The organism is Streptomyces sp. NBC_01276 (assembly GCF_041435355.1).
Lineage (GTDB): Bacteria > Actinomycetota > Actinomycetes > Streptomycetales > Streptomycetaceae > Streptomyces.
Genome location: NZ_CP108442.1, coordinates 2,034,409 through 2,053,461 on the forward strand (window position 1 = coordinate 2,034,409; position 19,053 = coordinate 2,053,461).

Below are 19,053 nucleotides of genomic sequence, written 5' to 3' on the forward strand. Positions count from 1 at the left end.
CGGCAAGCCGGGCCGGACCGGACCCGCGGGGCCGGACGCGCGCCCCCGGCGAGCCCGCGCGCACGCCCCTCGCGGACCCGCGCCGGACCTCAGCCCCGGAGCATCGGCACCATCAGCCCGTCGATCATCTCCGCGATTTCGGCGTCCGGCCATTCGCTCCCGCACAGCTTGGTTCTGTACATCAGCATCGCCGGAATCACATCGGTGATCAGCGGACTCGTCGCATCCGGTCGAACGTCTCCCCGCTTGATTCCGCGGTCCACCAGCTCGCGGATCAGCCGGTGCGCCGGCTCGTGCAGTCCGTCCCAGATGACGGCCCGGAACCGGTCAGCATGAGCATGGTCGCACTCGTGAAGCATTGCGCGAAGAGCTTCACCGGCCGGCGAACGCATGACGTCCCGCATCCGCACGCACAACCGGTACAGGTCCTCCCGCACGGATCCGTGGTCCGTGATCCCGCCCATCTCGGGCAGGCCTTCCCTCAGCGCGTCGGCGACGAGGTCCGCCTTGGAGGACCAGCGCCGGTAGAGCGCCGCCTTCCCGGTGCGCGCCCCGGCCGCGACGCCCTCCATGGTGAGGGAGGCCCAGCCGGCCGTGCCGAGCTGCTCCAGCGCCGCGTCGAGGATCGCCCGTTCGAGCTCCGGCCCCCGCCTGCGCCCCGGCGCCACGCCCTGCGGCCGACCCGAACCCGTCATGCTCCATACCTCCGACCGACCCGCGCGGCTCGCACGGATTTCCAACCCTAGTGAACGCTTGCGTTCCCTACTGGGGGCCTCCTACCTTGGACCCGCAGTGAACGAATGCGTTCACTATTTCACTTCGGGGGGATCCACAGTGACAAGCACCCGACTCGACGCTCCACGGATACCGGGGGCCGCCCGACGGCCCGGGCGTCCCGGAGTGGCGCTCGCCGTCATCGCGGCCTGCCAGCTCATGGTCGTCCTCGACGCGACGATCGTGAACATCGCGCTCCCGCACATCCAGACCGCCCTCTCCTTCTCCACCACCGACCTCTCCTGGGTGATCAGCGCCTACACGCTGGCCTTCGGCGGCCTGCTGCTGCTCGGCGGCCGTGCGGGCGACATCCTGGGCCGCCGCCGCGTCTTCATGACCGGGATCCTGCTCTTCACCCTGGCGTCCCTGCTCGGCGGATTCGCCCAGGAGCCCTGGCAACTGCTGGCCGCCCGCGCCCTCCAGGGCGTGGGCGGCGCCATCGCCTCGCCGACCGCGCTCGCCCTGATCACCACCACCTTCGCCGAGGGCCCCGACCGCAACCGCGCCTTCGGCGTCTTCGCCGCCGTCTCCGCGGGCGGCGGCGCGATCGGCCTGCTGGCCGGCGGCATGCTCACGGAGTGGCTCGACTGGCGGTGGGTCCTCTTCGTCAACGTGCCGATCGGCGTGCTCATCGCCGTCCTCGCGCCGCTCTTCATCAACGAGTCCGAGCGCCACCCCGGCCGCTTCGACGCCGCCGGCGCCCTCACCTCCACCGGAGGCATGACGGCGCTCGTCTACGGGTTCATCCGGGCTTCCGAGGAGGGCTGGCGGGACTCGCTGACCATCGGTTCCTTCATCGCCGCCGTCGTGCTGCTCGGCGCCTTCGTGGTGATCGAGTCGCGCGCCGCGGATCCGATCATCCCGCTCCGGATGTTCGCCGACCGCAACCGGGCCGGCACCTACGCGATCATGCTCGGACTGGCCGCCGCCATGTTCGGCATGTTCTTCTTCATCGTCCAGTTCGTACAGAACGTGCTGGACTTCTCACCGATCCGGTCCGGCGTCGGCTTCCTGCCCGTGACCGCCGCCATCATCACCGCCGCGGGCCTCTCCCAGCGCTTCCTGCCGCGCTTCGGCCCCAAGCCCTTCATGGTCGCCGGGTCCGCGCTCACCGGGACCGGGCTGGCCTGGCTCAGCTTCATCCGGACCGACAGCTCGTACGTGTCCGGGGTGCTCGGCCCGATGCTGCTCTTCGGCTTCGGCATGGGCCTCAACTTCGTGACCCTGACCCTCACCGCCGTCTCCGGAGTGGCTCCGAAGGAGGCGGGTGCGGCCTCCGGGCTGCTCAACGCCAGCCAGCAGGTGGGTGGTTCGCTCGGCCTGTCCATCCTGGTCACCGTCTTCGGCACCGCGGGCCGCGAGGAGGCCGAGAAGCAGGTGCCGGCCTTCATGGCGCAGGCCGATCCGGCGCAGCTCGCCGCGTTCAAGGAGACCGGGCGGATGCCCGACCCCTGGGGCGACCTCGTCCTCGCCCATGGCATCTCCACCGCCTTCGCCGCCGCCGTGGCGATGGCGGGTCTGGCGCTGGCCACCGCGCTGCTGGTGATCCGGGTCCGCAAGAGCGACCTGGAAGCCCTCAACGGGGCTGCCGCCGAAGCCGGTCCGGCCGCCTGAGCACGAAGGACCGTACGTACGAGGGCCCGGGCCGGGGGTTCACCCCCGCACCCGGGCCCTCGAACGTCGTCCGCGACGGCACGCTCGCCCGCTCGGACCGTCGGCTCGGACCGCCGGCTCAGCCCGCCGACCCGGGCAGCCACTCCGGGAGGGGCTCTGTGCGGGCCAGCCAGGCCTGCGGCAGCGCCGCCTCCCCGCGCGCGCCGAGCACCCCGCCGACGATCGCGCAGGTGGTGTCCACGTCCCCGCCCACCTGCGCGGTGGTCCAGAACGCCCGCTCGTAGTCGCCGAGCGACCGCGCCGCCGACCACAGCGCGAACGGCACCGTGTCGTGGGCGCTGGTGCGCCGCCCGCAGCCGAGCACCGCGGCCACGGTGGTCGCGTCGCCGTAGTCCAGCATGTCCCGGGCCCGGCGCACGCCGGCGCCCACGGCGCTGCGCGGCACCAGCGCGATGACCCCGTCCAGCAGCGCCTCGGCGGTCGGCGGACCGGCCGGGGAGGCCGCCAGCGCGGCCGCGGCGGCCACGGCCATCGCCCCGCACACCGCCTCACGGTGCTGATGGGTGGTGTAGGCGGAGATCTCCGCCTGGTGGGTGGCCTGCTCGGGGTCGTCCGCGTACCAGGCGCCCAGGGGCGCGATCCGCATGGCGGCGCCGTTGCCCCAGGAGCCCTGGCCGTTGAACAGCTCGGCCGCCAGCGTGCGCCAGTCCTCGCCCTCCCGGACGAGACGCAGCATCCGGTTGACGGCGGGACCGTAGCCGCGGTCGAAGTCGTGGTGGTCCGCGAACGAGGCCGCCAGCGCGTCCTGGTCGATGCGTCCGTGCGCGGCGAGCACGGCCACCACCGAGCAGGCCATCTCGGTGTCGTCGGTCCACTGCCACGGCTCGCTGCCGGGCGGCAGCTCGCGCCGCTTCAGCAGCGGGTAGTTCACGGGGACGAAGTACTGGGAGCCCAGGGCGTCCCCCAGGGCCAGCCCTCGGAGGCTGGACGTGGCGCGTGCGTAGCGCGTCTCGGGAGTGGAGTCAGCGGTCATCCCGCGCCACTTTAGCCGTCCAGGTCGTAAGGCTCGGGTGTGGTCCACCGCTCAAATGGGCGGTCCATCCGGTACCGGCCGTCCGGCCCGAGCATCAGTACCCGGAATTCGCCGTTCCCGGGGTTGGAGAGGGCCTCGAACTCGGCGACCGACCAGTGGAACCAGCGCATGCAGAAGAGCCGCATCGTCAGGCCGTGCGTCACCAGCAGCACGTTCTCCGGGTGGTCGGCGGCCTCGAAGCTGCGGTAGAGGCTTTCCAGGAAGGAACCGACGCGGTCGTAGACGTCGGCGCCCGACTCCCCCTGGGCGAACCGGTAGAAGAAGTGCCCGTACGCGTCCCGGTACGCCTTCTGGAGCCGTACGTCGTCCCGGTCCTGCCAGTTGCCCCAGTCCTGCTCGCGCAGCCGGGGCTCCTCCCGCATGCGCACCCGGGCGGGGTCCAGCCGCAGTTCGCGGAAGGTCTGCAGGGTCCGGCGGTACGGGGAGACGTACGCGCTGATGTGCTCGTCCCCGAAGAGCTCGCGCAGCCGGATCCCGGCCGCGCCGGCCTGCTCGCGGCCGGACGGGGTGAGCCGCAGGGCGTGGTCGGGTTCCCGCTCGTACACCGTGTCGTCGACGTTCCCCTCCGATTCCCCGTGGCGGACAAGGACGATGCGCCGTGGTCGTAGCATTCCACGACCCTATTCGGCCGCCGACCGGCGCACGTCACGGGCACGCCGGTCGGGGCGTCGCTCGTCGTACGGTCATACCGTCCAGGCGGGTTCGAGGTCCACGACGTCCCCGGTGAGCGCCTCGACGTCGGCTTCGGTCTGGGCGCGCAGCGAGAGCCGCTCCACCCGTTCCTGCCGGTACTTGCCGTGCTCGGCCGCGGCGAGCCACATCGACAGGACGAGGAACTCCCGGCCGGGCGCCTCCCCGAAGAGGCCGCGGATCATTCCGGGGGAGCCCGCCATGGCCGGATTCCACACCTTCTCCTGCATGCGGGCGAAGTGTTCGTCACGGCCCTCCCGCACCCGGGTGTGGGCGACCCGGACCACGTCGGCGTCGCTGAAGCGCGGCTCGAAGCCCGTCTTCACGTCGAAGCGGTGGTCGAAGAGCGTGACCCGCGCGTCGGTGAAGGTGCCGTTCTGGGAGGCCGCGAGCCTGTCGTGCGAGCGGGCCATGAACGAGTCGTAGAAGGACCGGCTCTCCCAGAACGCGAAGACGTGCGCGACCCCCTGCCGGCCCCTGCTCCAGCCGCCGCCCTGCCCCCGGAAGCCCGGTTCGCCGGGCAGCCCCGCCCATTTGCGCTGCCCACGCTCGAACCCGCGTCGGTCCGTCACCGTGCAGCGAATCCACTTGACCAGCACCGCGCCATCGTACGGGCCGGGCGGGGCCGGGGTCAGTCCCCGGAGCGGTGGATCCGCACCAGTTCCGCCGCATCCCGCTCGGACAGCCGAATGCCGAACTCCCGCTCCAGCAATGGGAGCAGGTCCTCCGTGGCCACGGACGCGCGCTCGGTCCGGCCGTCGGGGTACAGACGGGTCAGCTCCCGGCCCACGAGCGCGAGGCGGACGTCCTCGCCGGGGTACTGGACGATGGTCTGCCCCAGGAACGCGGAGCGGGGGTGCGAGGAGCTGTAGTGGTTGAGCAGGACGTAGTCGACGGGGTGGTAGTGCTGCGGGGAGAAGGCGTACAGGTCCCGCCAGACGTCCCCGCGCAGGGCCCGCAGTACGAGGACGCCCTCCTCCTCGGCGTGCACGGCGTACGTCCACGCCCCCTGGCGCACCTCTGCGCCGGGGCGTGCGAGCGGGACGGGCTCACGCGGGCCCACGTAGCCGAACCCGGCGTCGCAGAGCCACGGTTCCCCCTCCACGGTGACGACGAGGACCGCGTGGGTCACGGGCAGCAGGGCGTCGCCCCGGGTGCGGTTGCGGGCGCCGCGCCCGGAAACCTCGAAGCCGATCCGCTCCAGAGCAGCGGCCAGCAGCGTGTTCTGCTCGTAGCAGTACCCGCCGCGGCGGGCGTGCACGAGCTTGTCCTCGATGGCCTTGACCTCCAGCGCGACGGGGCGGCCGAGCAGGACGTCCAGGCTCTCGAAGGGGATGGCGGCGGTGTGGGCACGGTGCACCGCGTACAACGTCTCCAGGTCCGGCCGGAGTTCCCGGGGCCGCACCCCGCTCCCGTCCCCGTCTCCGCGTCCGCGTCCCCGTCCGTTTGCGGCACCGTCTTCCGCACCGATCCCGATGCGCGTCAGGTACGCGTCCAGGTCCAGCTCGTCACCGTTCCACATGGCTCTCCCACTCCCCCACCGTGAACTCCAGCTCCAGGGTCCGTGATCACCCGGCCCCGCACAATGATCGCGGCGTCCGCCACGCGGACCGGCCGGCTCAGCCCGAGGTCCAGCCGGGGATCGTCGGCAGCACCTGCTCGGCGACCCGCAGCAGCACGGCCTCGTCCGGGACCATGTCGTCCCGGCGCCGGGGAGCCGGTCGTACGAGGCGGTGACCTGGGCCGCCGCGTTCATGCCCTTGCCCGGTCCGGCCGCTGTGCCGCCCGTGTCCCCGGCCCCCCTGACCTGCGCCCTCCCCCGCAGCGCGCGGTCGGAGTCACCCGCGCCGCGGCCAGCCGTACCCGAGCTGCCGGGCGAACTCGGGCGGTCCGCCGCACACTTCGGCGCTCGGCCTCGGGTCGCCGGCCGTGAGCCGGACGGCGAGTCCCTCCGCCTGCGCGGCGGGGTCGTCTCCGGAGAGGGCGAGCGCCATCCGGAATTGCAGCCGGGGCCGGTCCTCCCCGATGGCCGAGCTGCTCGGATGGAAGAAGAAGAGGTTGATGCGGTCGGGTTCCCACGGCCAGGCGGACATGCTGCCGAGTTCGCAGTCCCATGCCGGAAGCCAGTCGGTGCGCGCCGCGAGGTGCTGCGTCAGCAGGCGGGCGACCGTGCGCGCGGGCCACTCCCAGCTGTGGTCCGCGGCGACCCGCTCGACCTCCGCCCGGTACTCCCCCGCGTCGAAGCGGAACTCGGGCAGGTCGACGTCGTCCTCGTCGGGATTGCGCCACCCACCCCAGATCACCTCGTCGCCGTCGCGCCGAACGGTCACGTAGAGGGCACCGCAGCACCCTTCGGTGCACTGCGCCTCGGCCAACCGCACCTCGCGCGGCTCCGCGCCGGCCGTGAGGGGTCCGTCCGGCGGCAGGAGGTACCCGGGATCCCGGCCCGGCCCTTCCGTGAACGCCTCCGCCAGGATGTCCACGCCGTCGACCACCGGCCGTACCTCCACCCGGGCGTCCGGCTCGGGGGGACCGGGCACGACGATCCGGAGGATGAGGCGGTTCTTCTCGTCGGTCATCGGACGATTCTCGGAACCGCCGCACGGGACCCACAACGCCGGAGAAGGTGCCGGCACATGGCCGGCACCCTCTCTCAAGCGCGGATCAGCGCCCTCGGCGGCAGCTGCTCACTGGCGCGCCGGACGCGGTTCAGCTCCTTCAGCTGCAACCGCTGGTGGAGCCGCAGCCCTCGCAGATGTAGCAGGAGCCGGCGCGCTGCATCTTCGTACCGCAGGAGAAGCAGAGCGGGGCGTCGGCGGACACGCCGAGCTGCATCTCGACCAGTTCGGCGTTGGAGTGCGCCGTCTTCGGGGCCGGGACGGGGACGATCTCGACCGGCTTCGGGGCGGAAGCCGCCGGGACCGACGCGAGCGGCGCCGACTGGGCGAGGGCCTCGGTGTCGAGCTCCTCGTCCTCCAGCGGCTCGTAGGAGCCGGTGTCGAGGTGGCGCTGACGCTCCTCGGCGGAGTGGATGCCGAGGGCCGAGCGGGTCTCGAACGGCAGGAAGTCCAGCGCCACGCGACGGAAGATGTAGTCGACGATCGACTGCGCCATCCGCACGTCCGGGTCGTCCGTCATACCGGCCGGCTCGAAGCGCATGTTGGTGAACTTCGCGACGTACGTCTCCAGGGGGACGCCGTACTGCAGACCGACGGAGACGGCGATGGAGAAGGCGTCCATCATGCCCGCGAGGGTCGAACCCTGCTTGGACATCTTCAGGAAGACCTCGCCCAGACCGTCGTCCGGGTAGGAGTTCGCCGTCATGTAGCCCTCGGCGCCACCGACCGTGAAGGAGGTGGTGATCCCCGGGCGGCCCTTGGGGAGGCGCTTGCGGACCGGGCGGTACTCGATGACCTTCTCGACCGCCGTGCGGATGGTCTCCTCGGCCTTCTCGGCGACCTCGGCCTTCTCCTCCTCCTTCTTCTTGGCGGAGAGGGGCTGGCCGACCTTGCAGTTGTCGCGGTAGATCGCGAGCGCCTTGACGCCCATCTTCCACGCCTCGAAGTAGATCTCCTCGATCTCCTCGACGGTCGCCGTCTCCGGCATGTTGACCGTCTTGGAGATCGCGCCGGAGATCCAGGGCTGGATCGCGGCCATCATGCGGACGTGGCCCATCGCGGAGATGGAACGCTCGCCCATGGCGCAGTCGAAGACCTCGTAGTGCTCGGTCTTCAGGCCCGGGGCGTCGACGACCACGCCGTGCTCGGCGATGTGCGCGACGATCGCCTCGATCTGCTCCTCCTGGTAGCCCAGGCGGCGCAGGGCCTGCGGGACGGTGCCGTTGACGATCTGCATCGAGCCGCCGCCGACGAGCTTCTTGAACTTGACCAGGGCCAGGTCCGGCTCGACACCGGTCGTGTCGCAGGACATCGCGAGACCGATGGTGCCGGTCGGCGCGAGGACGGAGGCCTGGGAGTTGCGGAAGCCGTTCTTCTCGCCGAGGCGCAGGACGTCCTGCCAGGCCTCGGTGGCCGCGGCCCAGATCACGTTGTCGAGGTCGTCGGTGCGCGGCGCGACGGCGTTGGCGTCGGCGTGCTGCTTCATGACGCGCTTGTGCGAGTCGGCGTTGCGGGCGTAACCGTCGTACGGGCCGACGATGGCGGCCAGCTCGGCGGAGCGCTTGTACGCGGTGCCGGTCATCAGCGAGGTGATCGAGGCGGCGAGGGTGCGGCCGCCGTCGGAGTCGTACGCGTGGCCGGTCGCCATCAGGAGGGCGCCGAGGTTGGCGTAGCCGATGCCCAGCTGGCGGAAGGCGCGGGTGTTCTCGCCGATCTTCTGCGTCGGGAAGTCCGCGAAGCAGATGGAGATGTCCATCGCGGTGATGACCAGCTCGACGACCTTGGCGAAGCGCTCGGCGTCGAAGGACTGGTTGCCCTTGCCGTCGTCGTCGAGGAACTTCATCAGGTTGAGCGAGGCGAGGTTGCAGGACGTGTTGTCCAGGTGCATGTACTCGCTGCACGGGTTGGACGCGGTGATGCGGCCGGACTCGGGGCAGGTGTGCCAGTTGTTGATCACACCGTCGTACTGGATGCCCGGGTCGGCGCAGGCCCACGCGGCCTCGGCGAGCTTGCGGAAGAGCGCCTTGGCGTCGACCTTCTCGATGACCTCGCCGGTCATGCGGGCCCGGAGGCCGAACTCGGTGCCGTTCTCGACGGCCGTCATGAACTCGTCGTTCACGCGGACGGAGTTGTTGGCGTTCTGGTACTGGACGGACGTGATGTCGTCGCCGCCCAGGTCCATGTCGAAGCCCGCGTCGCGCAGGGCGCGGATCTTCTCCTCCTCCTTCACCTTGGTCTCGATGAAGGCCTCGACGTCCGGGTGGTCCACGTCCAGGACGACCATCTTGGCCGCGCGGCGGGTGGCGCCGCCCGACTTGATCGTTCCGGCGGACGCGTCGGCGCCGCGCATGAAGGAGACCGGACCGGAGGCGTTGCCGCCGGAGGAGAGGAGCTCCTTGGAGGAGCGGATGCGGGAGAGGTTCAGGCCGGCGCCGGAGCCGCCCTTGAAGATCATGCCCTCTTCCTTGTACCAGTCGAGGATCGACTCCATGGAGTCGTCGACGGCCAGGATGAAGCAGGCGGAGACCTGCTGCGGCTGGGGCGTGCCGACGTTGAACCACACCGGCGAGTTGAAGCTGAAGATCTGGTGCAGGAGGGCGTAGGTCAGCTCGTGCTCGAAGATCTCCACGTCGGCGGGGGACGCGAAGTAGTCGTTGTCCTCGCCGGCCTTCGTGTACGTCTTCACGATCCGGTCGATGAGCTGCTTCAGGCCGGTCTCGCGCTGCGGGGTGCCGACCGCGCCGCGGAAGTACTTGCTGGTGACGATGTTGACCGCGTTCACCGACCAGAAGTCGGGGAACTCGACGCCACGCTGCTCGAAGTTGACCGAGCCGTCGCGCCAGTTGGTCATGACGACGTCACGGCGCTCCCAGCTCACCTCGTCGTACGGGTGCACGCCGGGGGTGGTGTGGATGCGCTCGATCCGAAGGCCGCTCTTGGCAGTCTTGGTCCCCTTGGCGCGGGAACCTCGTGCCGAGCCGCTCGCCGTCTCTGTCATGCCGCTTCCTCCCATATGCGGGCAAAAACGCCCTAAAGTGCCAGCGATATTCCGCGGCACGGTGCTGTGTGTCTTGTTCTGCGAATGTCGACCCGCCGAGACGGGCCGGACCACGCCGGGGCGCGGCCCCGCCGGTCAGTCGGCGGCGGAGGCGGGCACGGGGACGACCGGAGCGGTCCCTCCGGGCTCGCACTCATGGGGGTGAGGCCGCGGCTCGCGCAGTTCCGCGATGGCGGTCTCGAAGTCTTCAAGGGTGTCGAACGCTTTGTAAACGGACGCGAAGCGCAGGTACGCGACCAGGTCGAGCTCCTGCAACGGGCCGAGTATGGCCAGACCCACGTCATGGGTGGTCAGCTCGGCGCTGCCGGTGGCGCGCACCGCCTCCTCGACCCGCTGGCCGAGCTTGGCGAGGGCGTCCTCGGTGACCGGCCGCCCCTGGCACGCCTTGCGGACGCCAGAGATGACCTTGGTGCGGCTGAAGGGTTCGGTCACTCCACTGCGCTTGATCACCATCAGGGAGGCCGTCTCCACCGTCGTGAAGCGACGGGAGCAGTCGGGGCACTGGCGGCGCCGACGGATCGACGTCCCGTCGTCCGTGGTGCGGCTGTCGACGACGCGACTGTCGGGGTGCCTGCAGAAGGGGCAGTGCATGGTTCCCTCACCCTTCGTTTTGGCACGGCTGAATCACCTCACTGAGCCCCTGAACGACAGGGACCAGGCACTGCCGGGGGCTCGTGAAGCAGCCACAAGCATATGCGATGTCGGGACCCCCAGCAGACCGAGGACCACAACTTCTGGGTGGCGCCGCTCATCCAACCACTAGATCTTGGGTTGCGGCTGATTTGCGCCGCTCCGCGTGTCGCGGTGTCCGATGACCGGGGAAGGGGCCTCCCGCTGCCACACTGGACGCGGGCCCGAGAGGTGGCGGTCCGACCGGGAAGGGTACCGTAAGCAGCAGACGCGGAGCCGAACCCGCGTTCGGGAAACCGGCCGGCGGGACACCCTCTCGACCGACCTCCGGGCCGACCGTCCATACACCCACCGATCTAGCCCAGGTGGGGGATCCACGATTTTTCACTCGAACGTGTGTTTGGCGCAACCTTTCGAAAGCTACTACCGTTGTCCAGCTAGGGAGAACATTTCGAGAGGGGCCGACGTGACCACCACCGCAGACAGTGCCACCATCACTGCCCAGAACCGCTCCCAGAGCCGACTCGAGCCGGTGCATGCCATGAACGACGCAAGCCTGAACCCGGAGGCGGAGCCCGTACGCCCCGCACGCTCGCTGCCAGGGCGACCTCCAGGCATCCGCGCCGACAGCTCCGGGCTCACCGACCGGCAGCGGAGGGTCATCGAGGTCATCCGGGACTCGGTGCAGAGGCGCGGCTACCCGCCGTCGATGCGCGAGATCGGCCAGGCCGTGGGCCTCTCCAGCACCTCCTCCGTGGCACACCAGCTCATGGCCCTGGAGCGCAAGGGATTCCTGCGCCGCGACCCGCACCGTCCCCGCGCCTACGAGGTGCGCGGCTCGGACCAGCCGAGTTCGCAGCCCACCGACACCACGGGCAAGCCCGCCGCCTCCTACGTTCCCCTGGTCGGCCGGATCGCCGCCGGCGGTCCGATCCTCGCCGAGGAGTCGGTCGAGGACGTCTTCCCGCTCCCCCGCCAGCTCGTCGGCGACGGCGAACTGTTCGTCCTCAAGGTCGTCGGCGACTCGATGATCGAAGCCGCCATCTGTGACGGCGACTGGGTCACCGTCCGCCGCCAGCCCGTCGCGGAGAACGGCGACATCGTCGCCGCGATGCTCGACGGCGAGGCCACCGTCAAGCGCTTCCGGCGCGAAGACGGCCATGTCTGGCTGCTCCCGCACAACGCCGCCTACCAGCCGATCCCCGGCGACGAAGCCACCATCCTCGGCAAGGTCGTCGCGGTACTGCGCCGGGTCTGAGACCCCGCCGCCCCTCAGCCAGCTCCGGGACCCACTGCGCCGGTCCCGGAGCTGTTCCATGCCCACGTACGGGTACGCCCGGTGCCGGCACGGAGACCGGGGCGGGCCGCTCGCCCGCCGAGGGCCACATCGCCCCGCCGACTGCTTTCCCGGCGGCCGCTTCCCGGCGCCTGCTACTTCCCGTCGGCCTTGGCGGTGGCGTCGATCGCGGCCAGCGAGCGGCGGACCTGGTTGCGGTCCGTGGTGTACCAGAAGTCCGGCAGGGTGGCCCTCAGGAAGCTTCCGTAGCGGGCGGTGGCCAGCCGGGGGTCCAGCACCGCGACGACGCCCCGGTCTCCGGAGGCCCGTACGAGCCGACCCGCTCCCTGGGCCATGAGCAGTGCGGCGTGGGTGGCCGCGACGGCCATGAAGCCATTGCCCCCGTGCTCCTCCACCGACTTCTGCCGGGCGCTCATCAACGGGTCGTCCGGACGCGGGAACGGGATCCGGTCCATGATCACGAGCTGACAGCTGGGTCCGGGGACGTCCACCCCCTGCCAGAGCGAGAGCGTTCCGAACAGGCAGGTCTTCGGGTCGGCGGCGAAGGCCTTGATGAGCTCGCCCAGCGTCTCCTCTCCCTGCAGCAGGATCGGGTTCTCCAGCCGACCGCGCAGCTCCTCGGCGGCCGCCTTGGCCCCGCGCATGGAGGAGAAGAGACCGAGGGTGCGACCGCCGGCCGCCTCGATGAGCTCCGCCAGCTCGTCCATCATGTCCCCGCGGGTGCCTTCGCGGCCCGGGGTGGCGAGGTGTTTGGCGACGTAGAGGATGCCCTGCTTGGGATAGTCGAACGGCGATCCGACGTCCAGGCCCCGCCACACGGGCACGTCGTCCCCCTCGACGCCCTCCGGGGAGAGGCCCAGGGAGGCCGCCACCCCGTTGAAGTCGCCGCCCAGCTTGAGGGTGGCGGAGGTGAGGACCACCGAGCGGTCCTCGAACAGCTTCTCGCGCAGCAGCCCGGACACCGAGAGCGGTGCGACCCGGAGGGTGGCGCCGAAGCGGTCGTGGCGCTCGTACCAGACGACGTCGTACTCGGAGCCGTTCATGATCCGCTCCGCCACGGCGTGGACGTTCTCGACCGCGGCCAGTGCCTGCTTGCGGACGGCGTCCTCGTCGTGGACGGACTTGTCGCGGGTGGCGCCGATCGCGGAGATCACGCTGCGGGCGGAGTCCCGCAGGGACATCAGCGCGTAGCCGAGGTCCTCGGGAACCTCCTCCAGGCGGCCCGGGAGCGCCAGCTCCATGACCCGCTCGAAGGTCTCGGAGGCGGTCTGGAGGGAGTCCGCCGTCTTCTCGTCGACCAGCTTGGCGGCACGCTTCACGGCCCGGTTGACCTGACCGGGGGTGAGTTCGCCGGTGGCCACCCCCGTCACGCGGGAGACCAGCTCGTGGGCCTCGTCCACGATCAGCACCTCGTGCTGCGGCAGGACGGGGGCACCCTCGATGGCGTCGATCGCGAGCAGCGCGTGGTTGGTGACGACCACGTCGGCCAGCTTGGCCCGCTCCCGGGCCGCCTCCGCGAAGCATTCGGCACCGTAGGCGCATTTCGTGGCGCCCAGGCATTCCCTGGAGGAGACGGAGATCTGGCTCCAGGCCTTGTCCGAGACGCCGGGCGTGAGGTCGTCGCGGTCGCCGGTCTCGGTCTCGTCCGCCCAGTCGCGCAGGCGCAGCAGGTCCTGGCCGAGCTTGCTGGTGGGGGTGGCCGCCTCGAACTGGTCGAAGAGGCCCTCCTCCTCGTCCTGCGGCGCCCCCTCGTGCAGGCGGTGCAGGCACAGGTAGTTCGACCGGCCCTTGAGCATGGCGAACTGCGGTCGCCGACGCAGCTGCGGGTGGAGGGCCTCCACCGTGCGCGGCAGGTCGCGCTCGACGAGCTGGCGCTGCAGGGCCAGCGTCGCGGTGGCGACGACCACGCGCTCGCCGTGGGCGAGGGCCGGCACCAGGTAGCCGAGGGACTTGCCGGTGCCGGTGCCGGCCTGGATCAGCCGGTGGGAGTTGTCGTCGATCGCTTCGGCGACGGCTTCGGCCATGGCCACCTGGCCGGGCCGCTCCGTGCCGCCGACGGCGGAGACGGCGGCATGCAGCAGGTCGGGGAGGGAGGGCTTCGTCATAGCAGTGCCAACCCTACGGGGCGCCGCCGACAGCGGACGCATCGATCATCACTCACGGGTGGTGCAGGGGGTTGGCGACCGTGCCGTGCGTGACGGCGTGCGGACGGTCGGGGCGGTCGCGGTAGCCGTCCTCGTGCAGTCGGTTCCGGTTGAGGCAGAGCCGGTCGATCCGCTCGGTGAGCAGGTCGAACAGCTCGTAGCGGTCCTTGAACTCCGGGAAGCGGGCCTGGTGGCGCAGGATCTCCGCCCGTACGAGGGACCAGAAGTCGCTCTCCGGGAGGCCGAGCCGGTCCTCGCAGAGGGCGGAGAGGTAGCGGAAGACGCCGACGAAGAGTCCCGAGTGGATGAACTGGGTGAGGTAGCCGGGGGGCTCGGTGAGGAGGGCCGCCCTGACCTCGTCGGGCATGGAGGCGTGCTCCGGCAGCGGCTCGCTGCTGATGTTGATGTCGTCGACGAAGTCCTTGACCGCGAGGCGGACCGGTACGTCCTGCTCGTCGAAGATCACGATGGTGTTCTCGCCGTGCGGGGAGAACACGGTGCCGTAGCGGTAGAGGAAGTGCAGGAGCGGGGGCAGCAGGGCGGCTAAGAGGTGTTGCAGCCAGGCGGTGGGTGTCAGTCCGGACCGGGCGACGAGTTCGGCGGTGAAGGCGCGGCCGCGTGGGTCGACGTGGAGGAGCGAGGCGAGGGTGCGGGCGCGTTCGCCGGGGGCGAGGTGGCCGGTCAGGGGTTCGCGCCAGATCGCTCCGAGGAGTTCCTTGTACTGGTAGGGCACCTCGGGGAGCCGGTCGTAGACGGGGTGGCGGACGGTGACGGAGGCGACCTCGCCGAGCAGGACGACCCCGCACTCGCGGCTCAGGAAGGGGTCGGCGTCGCGGAGGGAGTGGATCCAGGCGGTGACGGCGGGAGCGGCGAGAGTGAGGTCGCTGGGCAGGCCGCGCCAGACCATCGTGTTGAAGACGGACAGCGGCAGTTTGACGCTGTGGCGGTCGGGCCGGGTGAGGTTCAGGAACGTGCGGATGGACTGCTGCGGGAGCCGTGTGTCGAGGTCGGCGGGGAGCGGGACCAGTGCGCCCGAGGCGAGGGCGGGGGCGAAGAGCGGGAGCACGATCTCGTCCCACTGCCAGGGATGGACCGGGAGGTAGAGGTAGCCGCGGGGATCGAGGCCCCGGTCGCGGAGGGCCTGGTCGAAGGCGGCGCGCGTGACCGGGTCGAGTTCGGCCGAGTACAGGCGTGCGGGGTCTTCGAGGCCGGCGGTGCCGCGGTACTCGGCGAGGGAGGTGTGGGCCGCCAACCACGGCAGGCGCTGGCGGTTGCGGGCCTCGGGCGCCCAGGTCGCGGCGTCGGCGGCGGACCATCCGACCCGGCCCTTGTTCAGGACGAGCCAGGGGTGTCCGGTCTGGTGGCCTTCGAGGTCGGCGTAGTCCAGGTCGGCGAGGACGTCGGCGGTGAGCGCGTGGTGGTCGAGGCGCGCGTCGGCGGCGAGGGTGGCGCTGAGCTCGTGGACGAGGTGGCCGAGGGTGGGGCCGTCGAGGCGCAGGAGGGTGCGGGCCCGGACGAGGAAGTCGTAGGGGTCCCCGTAGGCGACCGGGGGCCGGGTGGAGGGGGGTGCCGGGGTGAGGGTGATGGTGTCCGGTGTGACGTGCCAGCTCCCGTAGGCGCGGCGGCGGGCGCGGAAGCCGAGGGCGCTCCCGTCGTCGAGGGCCAGCGTCCAGGCGTCCCCGGCGGCGGCCGGGGCGGGGACGGGGCTGACGATCTCCTCGTACGCGAACTCGCCGATCATCTTGGCGAGCAGGCGGCGGGCGGCGAGGTCCCAGGTCGGGCGGTTGAGTTCGGGCGGCGTGCAGGGATGTTGCGGTGACGGGGGCAGGACGGGCTCGGCGGAGTCGGGGGCTGCGGGGAAATTCGGCACGGGACTCCTCGGGATCGGGAACTTTGCTGCGTGACGCAGAGTTTTCGAAGGGAGAGGCGTTGCACCACCGGACGCGGCGCGGCGATCGGGGAAGGGCTGGTGGAGAACGACGGTCGAAGGAGGACGGTCAGAGGGGGACGGTCAGAGGGGGACCGCCCAAGAAGAACGGTCGGGGGAGGGCGGTCAGAGGAGATTGCGCAGCGACCGCTCCCGGATCATCAGGGCGGCGCGCTTCTCAGGGAGCTGGATTTCCGCGGAGTAGCGGAAACCGGCGGTCAGGAAGGCTGATACGGAGGGGGTGTTGCGGATGTCCGGTTCGGCGATGACGCGTGCGCAGCGGGGCCGGTGGTCGAAGACCAGGCCGGCGACGGCGCGCAGCAGTGTGGCGCCCAGACCACGACCGCGGTGGGCGCGGTCTCCGATGAGCAGGTGGATACCGGTGTCGTGGGGGCGCGCCCGGTAGTGGCGGGCGATGGGGTCGAGATCGGCTCGGTAGATCTCCCAGTAACTCATCGGCGTGCCGTCGAGGAGGCCGAGGCAGGGGATGCTGCGGCCGTCCGCGTCGAGCTGCGCCCGCAGGTGGGCGGCTGTGACGGTGGCGGGCCCGTCGAGCTCCCAGTAGGCGGCCACCTCGGGGTCGTTCATCCAGCCGGTCAGGAGTTCCAGGTCGCGGTCCGGCCGTACGGGTTCGAGACGGAAGTCCCCGGCCGGGGTGGCTGCGGTGTCCCAGTCGGCGGGTGAGTCGAGGAGGTCCGCCTCGGCGAGCAGGGGCAGCAGTCGGGCGGTGAGCCGGCGTTTGGCGGGGCTGAGTGCGGTGGGGCGGAAAAGGCCGGGGCCGGTGGTGGATGCGGTGCCGGAGTGGGCGGTCGTGTCGGTGGAGGGCATCGGGGCTCTTCTCCGTGTCGGTGGGAGCGCGTCAGTCGTGGAGGGGGTTGGCGATGGTGACGTAGACGGACTGCGTTTCGACGGGGCCCACGAGCTCGTCGAGGCCGCCCAGGCGGGTGAGCAGGTTCGCCTTGCAGCGGAGGGTGGGTGAGTCCAGCAGCTGCGCGGGGAGCGGACCGAGGCCCGCGGCCTTGCCGAGGAAGCGGCGGAAGGCGGCGAGGAGTACACGCTCGTCGGCCAGCCGCTGGGATCCGAAGGCGCCGATGAGGCCGAGCACGTTGTTGATGCCGAGGTAGTAGGCGAAGCGTTCGTCGGTGACGGCGTCGCGGACGAAGGTGTCACTGGCTCTGCCGATGCCGGGGAGCCGCTGTTCCAGTTCGGCGCGCCGGGAGTCTCGGAAGTAGTAGCCCTGGTTGTCGCGGAAGCGGCCGCCGACCGGCCAGCCGGCCCGGTCGAGGAGGACGAGGGTGTTCTGCTGATGTGCTTCGAGGGCGATGCCGGCGAGCGCGTCGAACGCGAGGACCGGCAGGACGACGTGGTCGAGGTAGCGCAGGAACCACTCGGCGGCCACGGCGGAAGTGGAGCGTCCGGTGGAGAGGGAGAGCCGGGAGACAGTGTCGGCGAGCCGGGAGCGCACCGTGGTCCGGCCGGGCCACGGGCGGAGGGCGGTGAGCGCGGCGACGCAGACGGCGTCGTCGTCGGAGTGGAAGGGGTTGTGGCGCAGCAGGGCGTCGAGTCCGGGGACGGGGGTGCCGTCCGGGGAGTCGACGGCGACCCAGGCGGGGTCGCGGACGATGTCGAAGCCGGGGTGGGCTGCCTGCCACTGCTCGGCGAGGCCGGTGCGCAGCAGTCGGTGCACCTCGACGCCGCGGTGGAGTTCCTTGCGGAGGTTCTCGCGGCGGGAGTTGGTGATGCGCAGGCCCAGGGAGAGCTTGAGCATCGCGGGGGCGCCTGGGCGGTGGACCGTGCGGACGGAGGAGGTGGGGTACCAGGGGGCGCCGTGGGGGCCCAGGTCGGTGAGGAGTCCCGCGTCGCGCAGGGCGGTGACGGCGGGGCGCTGGAGGAGGTCGCGGGCCTGCCAGGGGTGCAGGGGGAGGGGGGTGGTGCCGGCGGGGGTCGGGAGTCCCGGGGCGAGCCGGGCGAGGAGTTGGGCGGCGGAGACCGGGCGGCCCCGTTCGGTCCAGGCGGAGTCGGTGGCGAGGGCGGTGGGTGCGACCGCGATCCAGTGCAGGGGGAAGGAGCCGTGCAGTTCGGGTGAGTAGTGGCGTACTTCGGCTTCGGAGAGTCCTTCGCGGCTCTTCGGGTCCGGCTGGAGGGGGTGACCGAGGAGGAGTGACTGTTCCGCGCTGAGGAAGCGGTCCCCTGTGATGGGGACGGGGTCCTCGGGGCGTTGGCGCCGGTCGGCGATGAACTCGGCGGTGCGGCGCACCGAGTCGGCGACCCGGCCGACGAGGTCGGCCCCTCCGCGGCCGGTGCCCTCGCGGGCGATGAGGGCGGCCAGGGTGACGGCGTCGACGGCGGGGGCGTGGGCGGGGGCGCCTTCCAGGCGGGCGGGTGCGAAGCGGTGCCAGCCTGCCGGGGACCAGTGGCGGACGGGGACGAGGAGGGCGGCGCCGGATGCGGGGAGGGGGATGCGGAGCAGGGTTCCGACGGGCCCGTCGGGGCGGGGGACGCCGCTCTCGCGGACCCAGCACCGCAGCAGGTTCTCCACCGTGGCGGCCTCGGCCGCGACGGCCGGGTCGGGGTGGTCGAGCAGGTCGGGCAGCACGGCCGGTTCGGGGCCGACGGGTCCCGTACCGCCGGGTCGGGGGCGCGGGGTGCCGTCCTTCTGCCGGGGCACGGTGCCCGCCGGGGAGATCCCGGCGGGCTGCCGGACCGCGCCCGGCTGCCCGGAAGGGGCGGCCGCCTCCGGCGCGGGCTCCTCCGGCCGGTCCGGGTCGAAACCCGTCCCGGCGGCGATGACCGGGCGGTGCGCCGGTTCCTCCGGAAGCGCGGGGTCCTCCGGCCCGTGCGGCGCCGGAGCACGACCTGGAACAACGGCTTCCGGGCCCACCCCGAACACCGGACCTGCGGGGGCGGCCGGGTCCGTGGTGGCCGTCTGGGGGCCGTGGGGAAGTTCGGGGTCCCGGGTGTGTGCCGGGGTGGAGTCCGGACCGGTCGAAGCGATCGGAGGCCTGGAGACAGGCTGGGCTGCCGGGGCGCGGCCGGTGAGGGCGGATCCCGGAGCCGAGCCGGCCGCCGAACCGCTCGGGGGGCGGGGGGCTGCCCGGTCCGTCGGCTGGTCCGCCGCGAGGTCCGCGGGAGCGCGGCCGGGAACTGAGGGATCCGGGCCGACGGCATCGGGCAGGAGACGGGCCGCCTGGTCCGTCGGGGCGTTGTC

Annotated in this window: 14 protein-coding genes; 2 read left to right on the top strand and 12 right to left on the bottom strand. The window is 71.7% G+C overall.

Annotation, left to right across the window (positions count from 1 at the left end):
* Positions 1-89 precede the first annotated feature (89 nt).
* Positions 90-695: a TetR/AcrR family transcriptional regulator gene (locus tag OG295_RS08485; RefSeq protein WP_371676338.1), complete on the bottom strand. Its 606-nt coding sequence runs from the start codon at positions 693-695 to the stop codon at positions 90-92.
* A gap of 139 nt (positions 696-834) precedes the next feature.
* Here OG295_RS08485 and OG295_RS08490 point away from each other — a divergent pair, with 139 nt between their 5' ends.
* Positions 835-2,388, top strand: a complete 1,554-nt coding sequence (locus OG295_RS08490; protein ID WP_371676339.1) for an MFS transporter — start codon at positions 835-837, stop codon at positions 2,386-2,388.
* Between the two features lie 118 nt (positions 2,389-2,506).
* Here OG295_RS08490 and OG295_RS08495 read toward each other — a convergent pair whose 3' ends face one another.
* The 7 genes from OG295_RS08495 to nrdR form a co-directional block, all read right to left on the bottom strand.
* Positions 2,507-3,421 carry an ADP-ribosylglycohydrolase family protein gene (locus OG295_RS08495; RefSeq protein WP_371676340.1) on the bottom strand — a complete coding sequence of 305 codons (915 nt, stop codon included), beginning with the start codon at positions 3,419-3,421 and terminating at the stop codon, positions 2,507-2,509.
* A gap of 11 nt (positions 3,422-3,432) precedes the next feature.
* Positions 3,433-4,092, bottom strand: a complete 660-nt coding sequence (locus OG295_RS08500; protein WP_371676341.1) for a histidine phosphatase family protein — start codon at positions 4,090-4,092, stop codon at positions 3,433-3,435.
* Between the two features lie 72 nt (positions 4,093-4,164).
* Entirely contained in the window at positions 4,165-4,770 is a 606-nt protein-coding gene (locus OG295_RS08505) for a YdbC family protein (RefSeq protein ID WP_030239584.1), read from the bottom strand.
* A 32-nt stretch (positions 4,771-4,802) separates the two neighbouring features.
* A complete protein-coding gene (locus tag OG295_RS08510; RefSeq protein ID WP_371676342.1) occupies positions 4,803-5,693 on the bottom strand; it encodes an arylamine N-acetyltransferase in 891 nt (296 codons plus the stop codon).
* A 316-nt stretch (positions 5,694-6,009) separates the two neighbouring features.
* The gene (locus tag OG295_RS08515) at positions 6,010-6,750 is read right to left on the bottom strand and encodes a hypothetical protein (RefSeq protein WP_371676343.1); all 741 of its coding nucleotides are present in this window, start codon (positions 6,748-6,750) and stop codon (positions 6,010-6,012) included.
* A gap of 139 nt (positions 6,751-6,889) precedes the next feature.
* Positions 6,890-9,787 carry a vitamin B12-dependent ribonucleotide reductase gene (locus OG295_RS08520; protein WP_371676344.1) on the bottom strand — a complete coding sequence of 966 codons (2,898 nt, stop codon included), beginning with the start codon at positions 9,785-9,787 and terminating at the stop codon, positions 6,890-6,892.
* A gap of 135 nt (positions 9,788-9,922) precedes the next feature.
* The gene (nrdR, locus tag OG295_RS08525; RefSeq protein ID WP_030239578.1) at positions 9,923-10,438 is read right to left on the bottom strand and encodes a transcriptional regulator NrdR; all 516 of its coding nucleotides are present in this window, start codon (positions 10,436-10,438) and stop codon (positions 9,923-9,925) included.
* A gap of 505 nt (positions 10,439-10,943) precedes the next feature.
* On the opposite strand from nrdR, the gene lexA reads away from it, so the two are divergent.
* Positions 10,944-11,735, top strand: coding sequence for a transcriptional repressor LexA (gene lexA / locus OG295_RS08530; protein WP_030239576.1), 792 nt, complete (start codon positions 10,944-10,946; stop codon positions 11,733-11,735).
* 173 nt (positions 11,736-11,908) lie between these two features.
* Here lexA and OG295_RS08535 read toward each other — a convergent pair whose 3' ends face one another.
* The 4 genes from OG295_RS08535 to OG295_RS08550 all read right to left on the bottom strand — a co-directional run bounded on the left by OG295_RS08535 (position 11,909) and on the right by OG295_RS08550 (position 18,633).
* Positions 11,909-13,879: an ATP-dependent DNA helicase gene (locus OG295_RS08535; protein ID WP_371676345.1), complete on the bottom strand. Its 1,971-nt coding sequence runs from the start codon at positions 13,877-13,879 to the stop codon at positions 11,909-11,911.
* A gap of 52 nt (positions 13,880-13,931) precedes the next feature.
* Entirely contained in the window at positions 13,932-15,788 is a 1,857-nt protein-coding gene (locus OG295_RS08540) for an IucA/IucC family siderophore biosynthesis protein (RefSeq protein WP_371676346.1), read from the bottom strand.
* A 183-nt stretch (positions 15,789-15,971) separates the two neighbouring features.
* Positions 15,972-16,673 (bottom strand): GNAT family N-acetyltransferase, encoded by a 702-nt coding sequence (locus tag OG295_RS08545; RefSeq protein WP_371676347.1) that lies wholly within the window; start codon positions 16,671-16,673, stop codon positions 15,972-15,974.
* A gap of 31 nt (positions 16,674-16,704) precedes the next feature.
* Positions 16,705-18,633: an IucA/IucC family siderophore biosynthesis protein gene (locus OG295_RS08550; protein ID WP_371681136.1), complete on the bottom strand. Its 1,929-nt coding sequence runs from the start codon at positions 18,631-18,633 to the stop codon at positions 16,705-16,707.
* Between the last annotated feature and the right edge of the window lie 420 nt (positions 18,634-19,053).

What these genes read in the sequence shown, in the direction of transcription:
- OG295_RS08535 (WP_371676345.1), bottom strand. Translation starts at nt 13,879, where the DNA reads ATGACGAAGCCCTCCCTCCCCGACCTGCTGCATGCCGCCGTCTCCGCC.
- nrdR (WP_030239578.1), bottom strand. Translation starts at nt 10,438, where the DNA reads ATGCACTGCCCCTTCTGCAGGCACCCCGACAGTCGCGTCGTCGACAGC.
- OG295_RS08500 (WP_371676341.1), bottom strand. Translation starts at nt 4,092, where the DNA reads ATGCTACGACCACGGCGCATCGTCCTTGTCCGCCACGGGGAATCGGAG.
- OG295_RS08495 (WP_371676340.1), bottom strand. Translation starts at nt 3,421, where the DNA reads ATGACCGCTGACTCCACTCCCGAGACGCGCTACGCACGCGCCACGTCC.
- OG295_RS08485 (WP_371676338.1), bottom strand. Translation starts at nt 695, where the DNA reads ATGACGGGTTCGGGTCGGCCGCAGGGCGTGGCGCCGGGGCGCAGGCGG.
- OG295_RS08520 (WP_371676344.1), bottom strand. Translation starts at nt 9,787, where the DNA reads ATGACAGAGACGGCGAGCGGCTCGGCACGAGGTTCCCGCGCCAAGGGG.
- OG295_RS08510 (WP_371676342.1), bottom strand. Translation starts at nt 5,693, where the DNA reads ATGTGGAACGGTGACGAGCTGGACCTGGACGCGTACCTGACGCGCATC.
- OG295_RS08545 (WP_371676347.1), bottom strand. Translation starts at nt 16,673, where the DNA reads ATGCCCTCCACCGACACGACCGCCCACTCCGGCACCGCATCCACCACC.
- OG295_RS08515 (WP_371676343.1), bottom strand. Translation starts at nt 6,750, where the DNA reads ATGACCGACGAGAAGAACCGCCTCATCCTCCGGATCGTCGTGCCCGGT.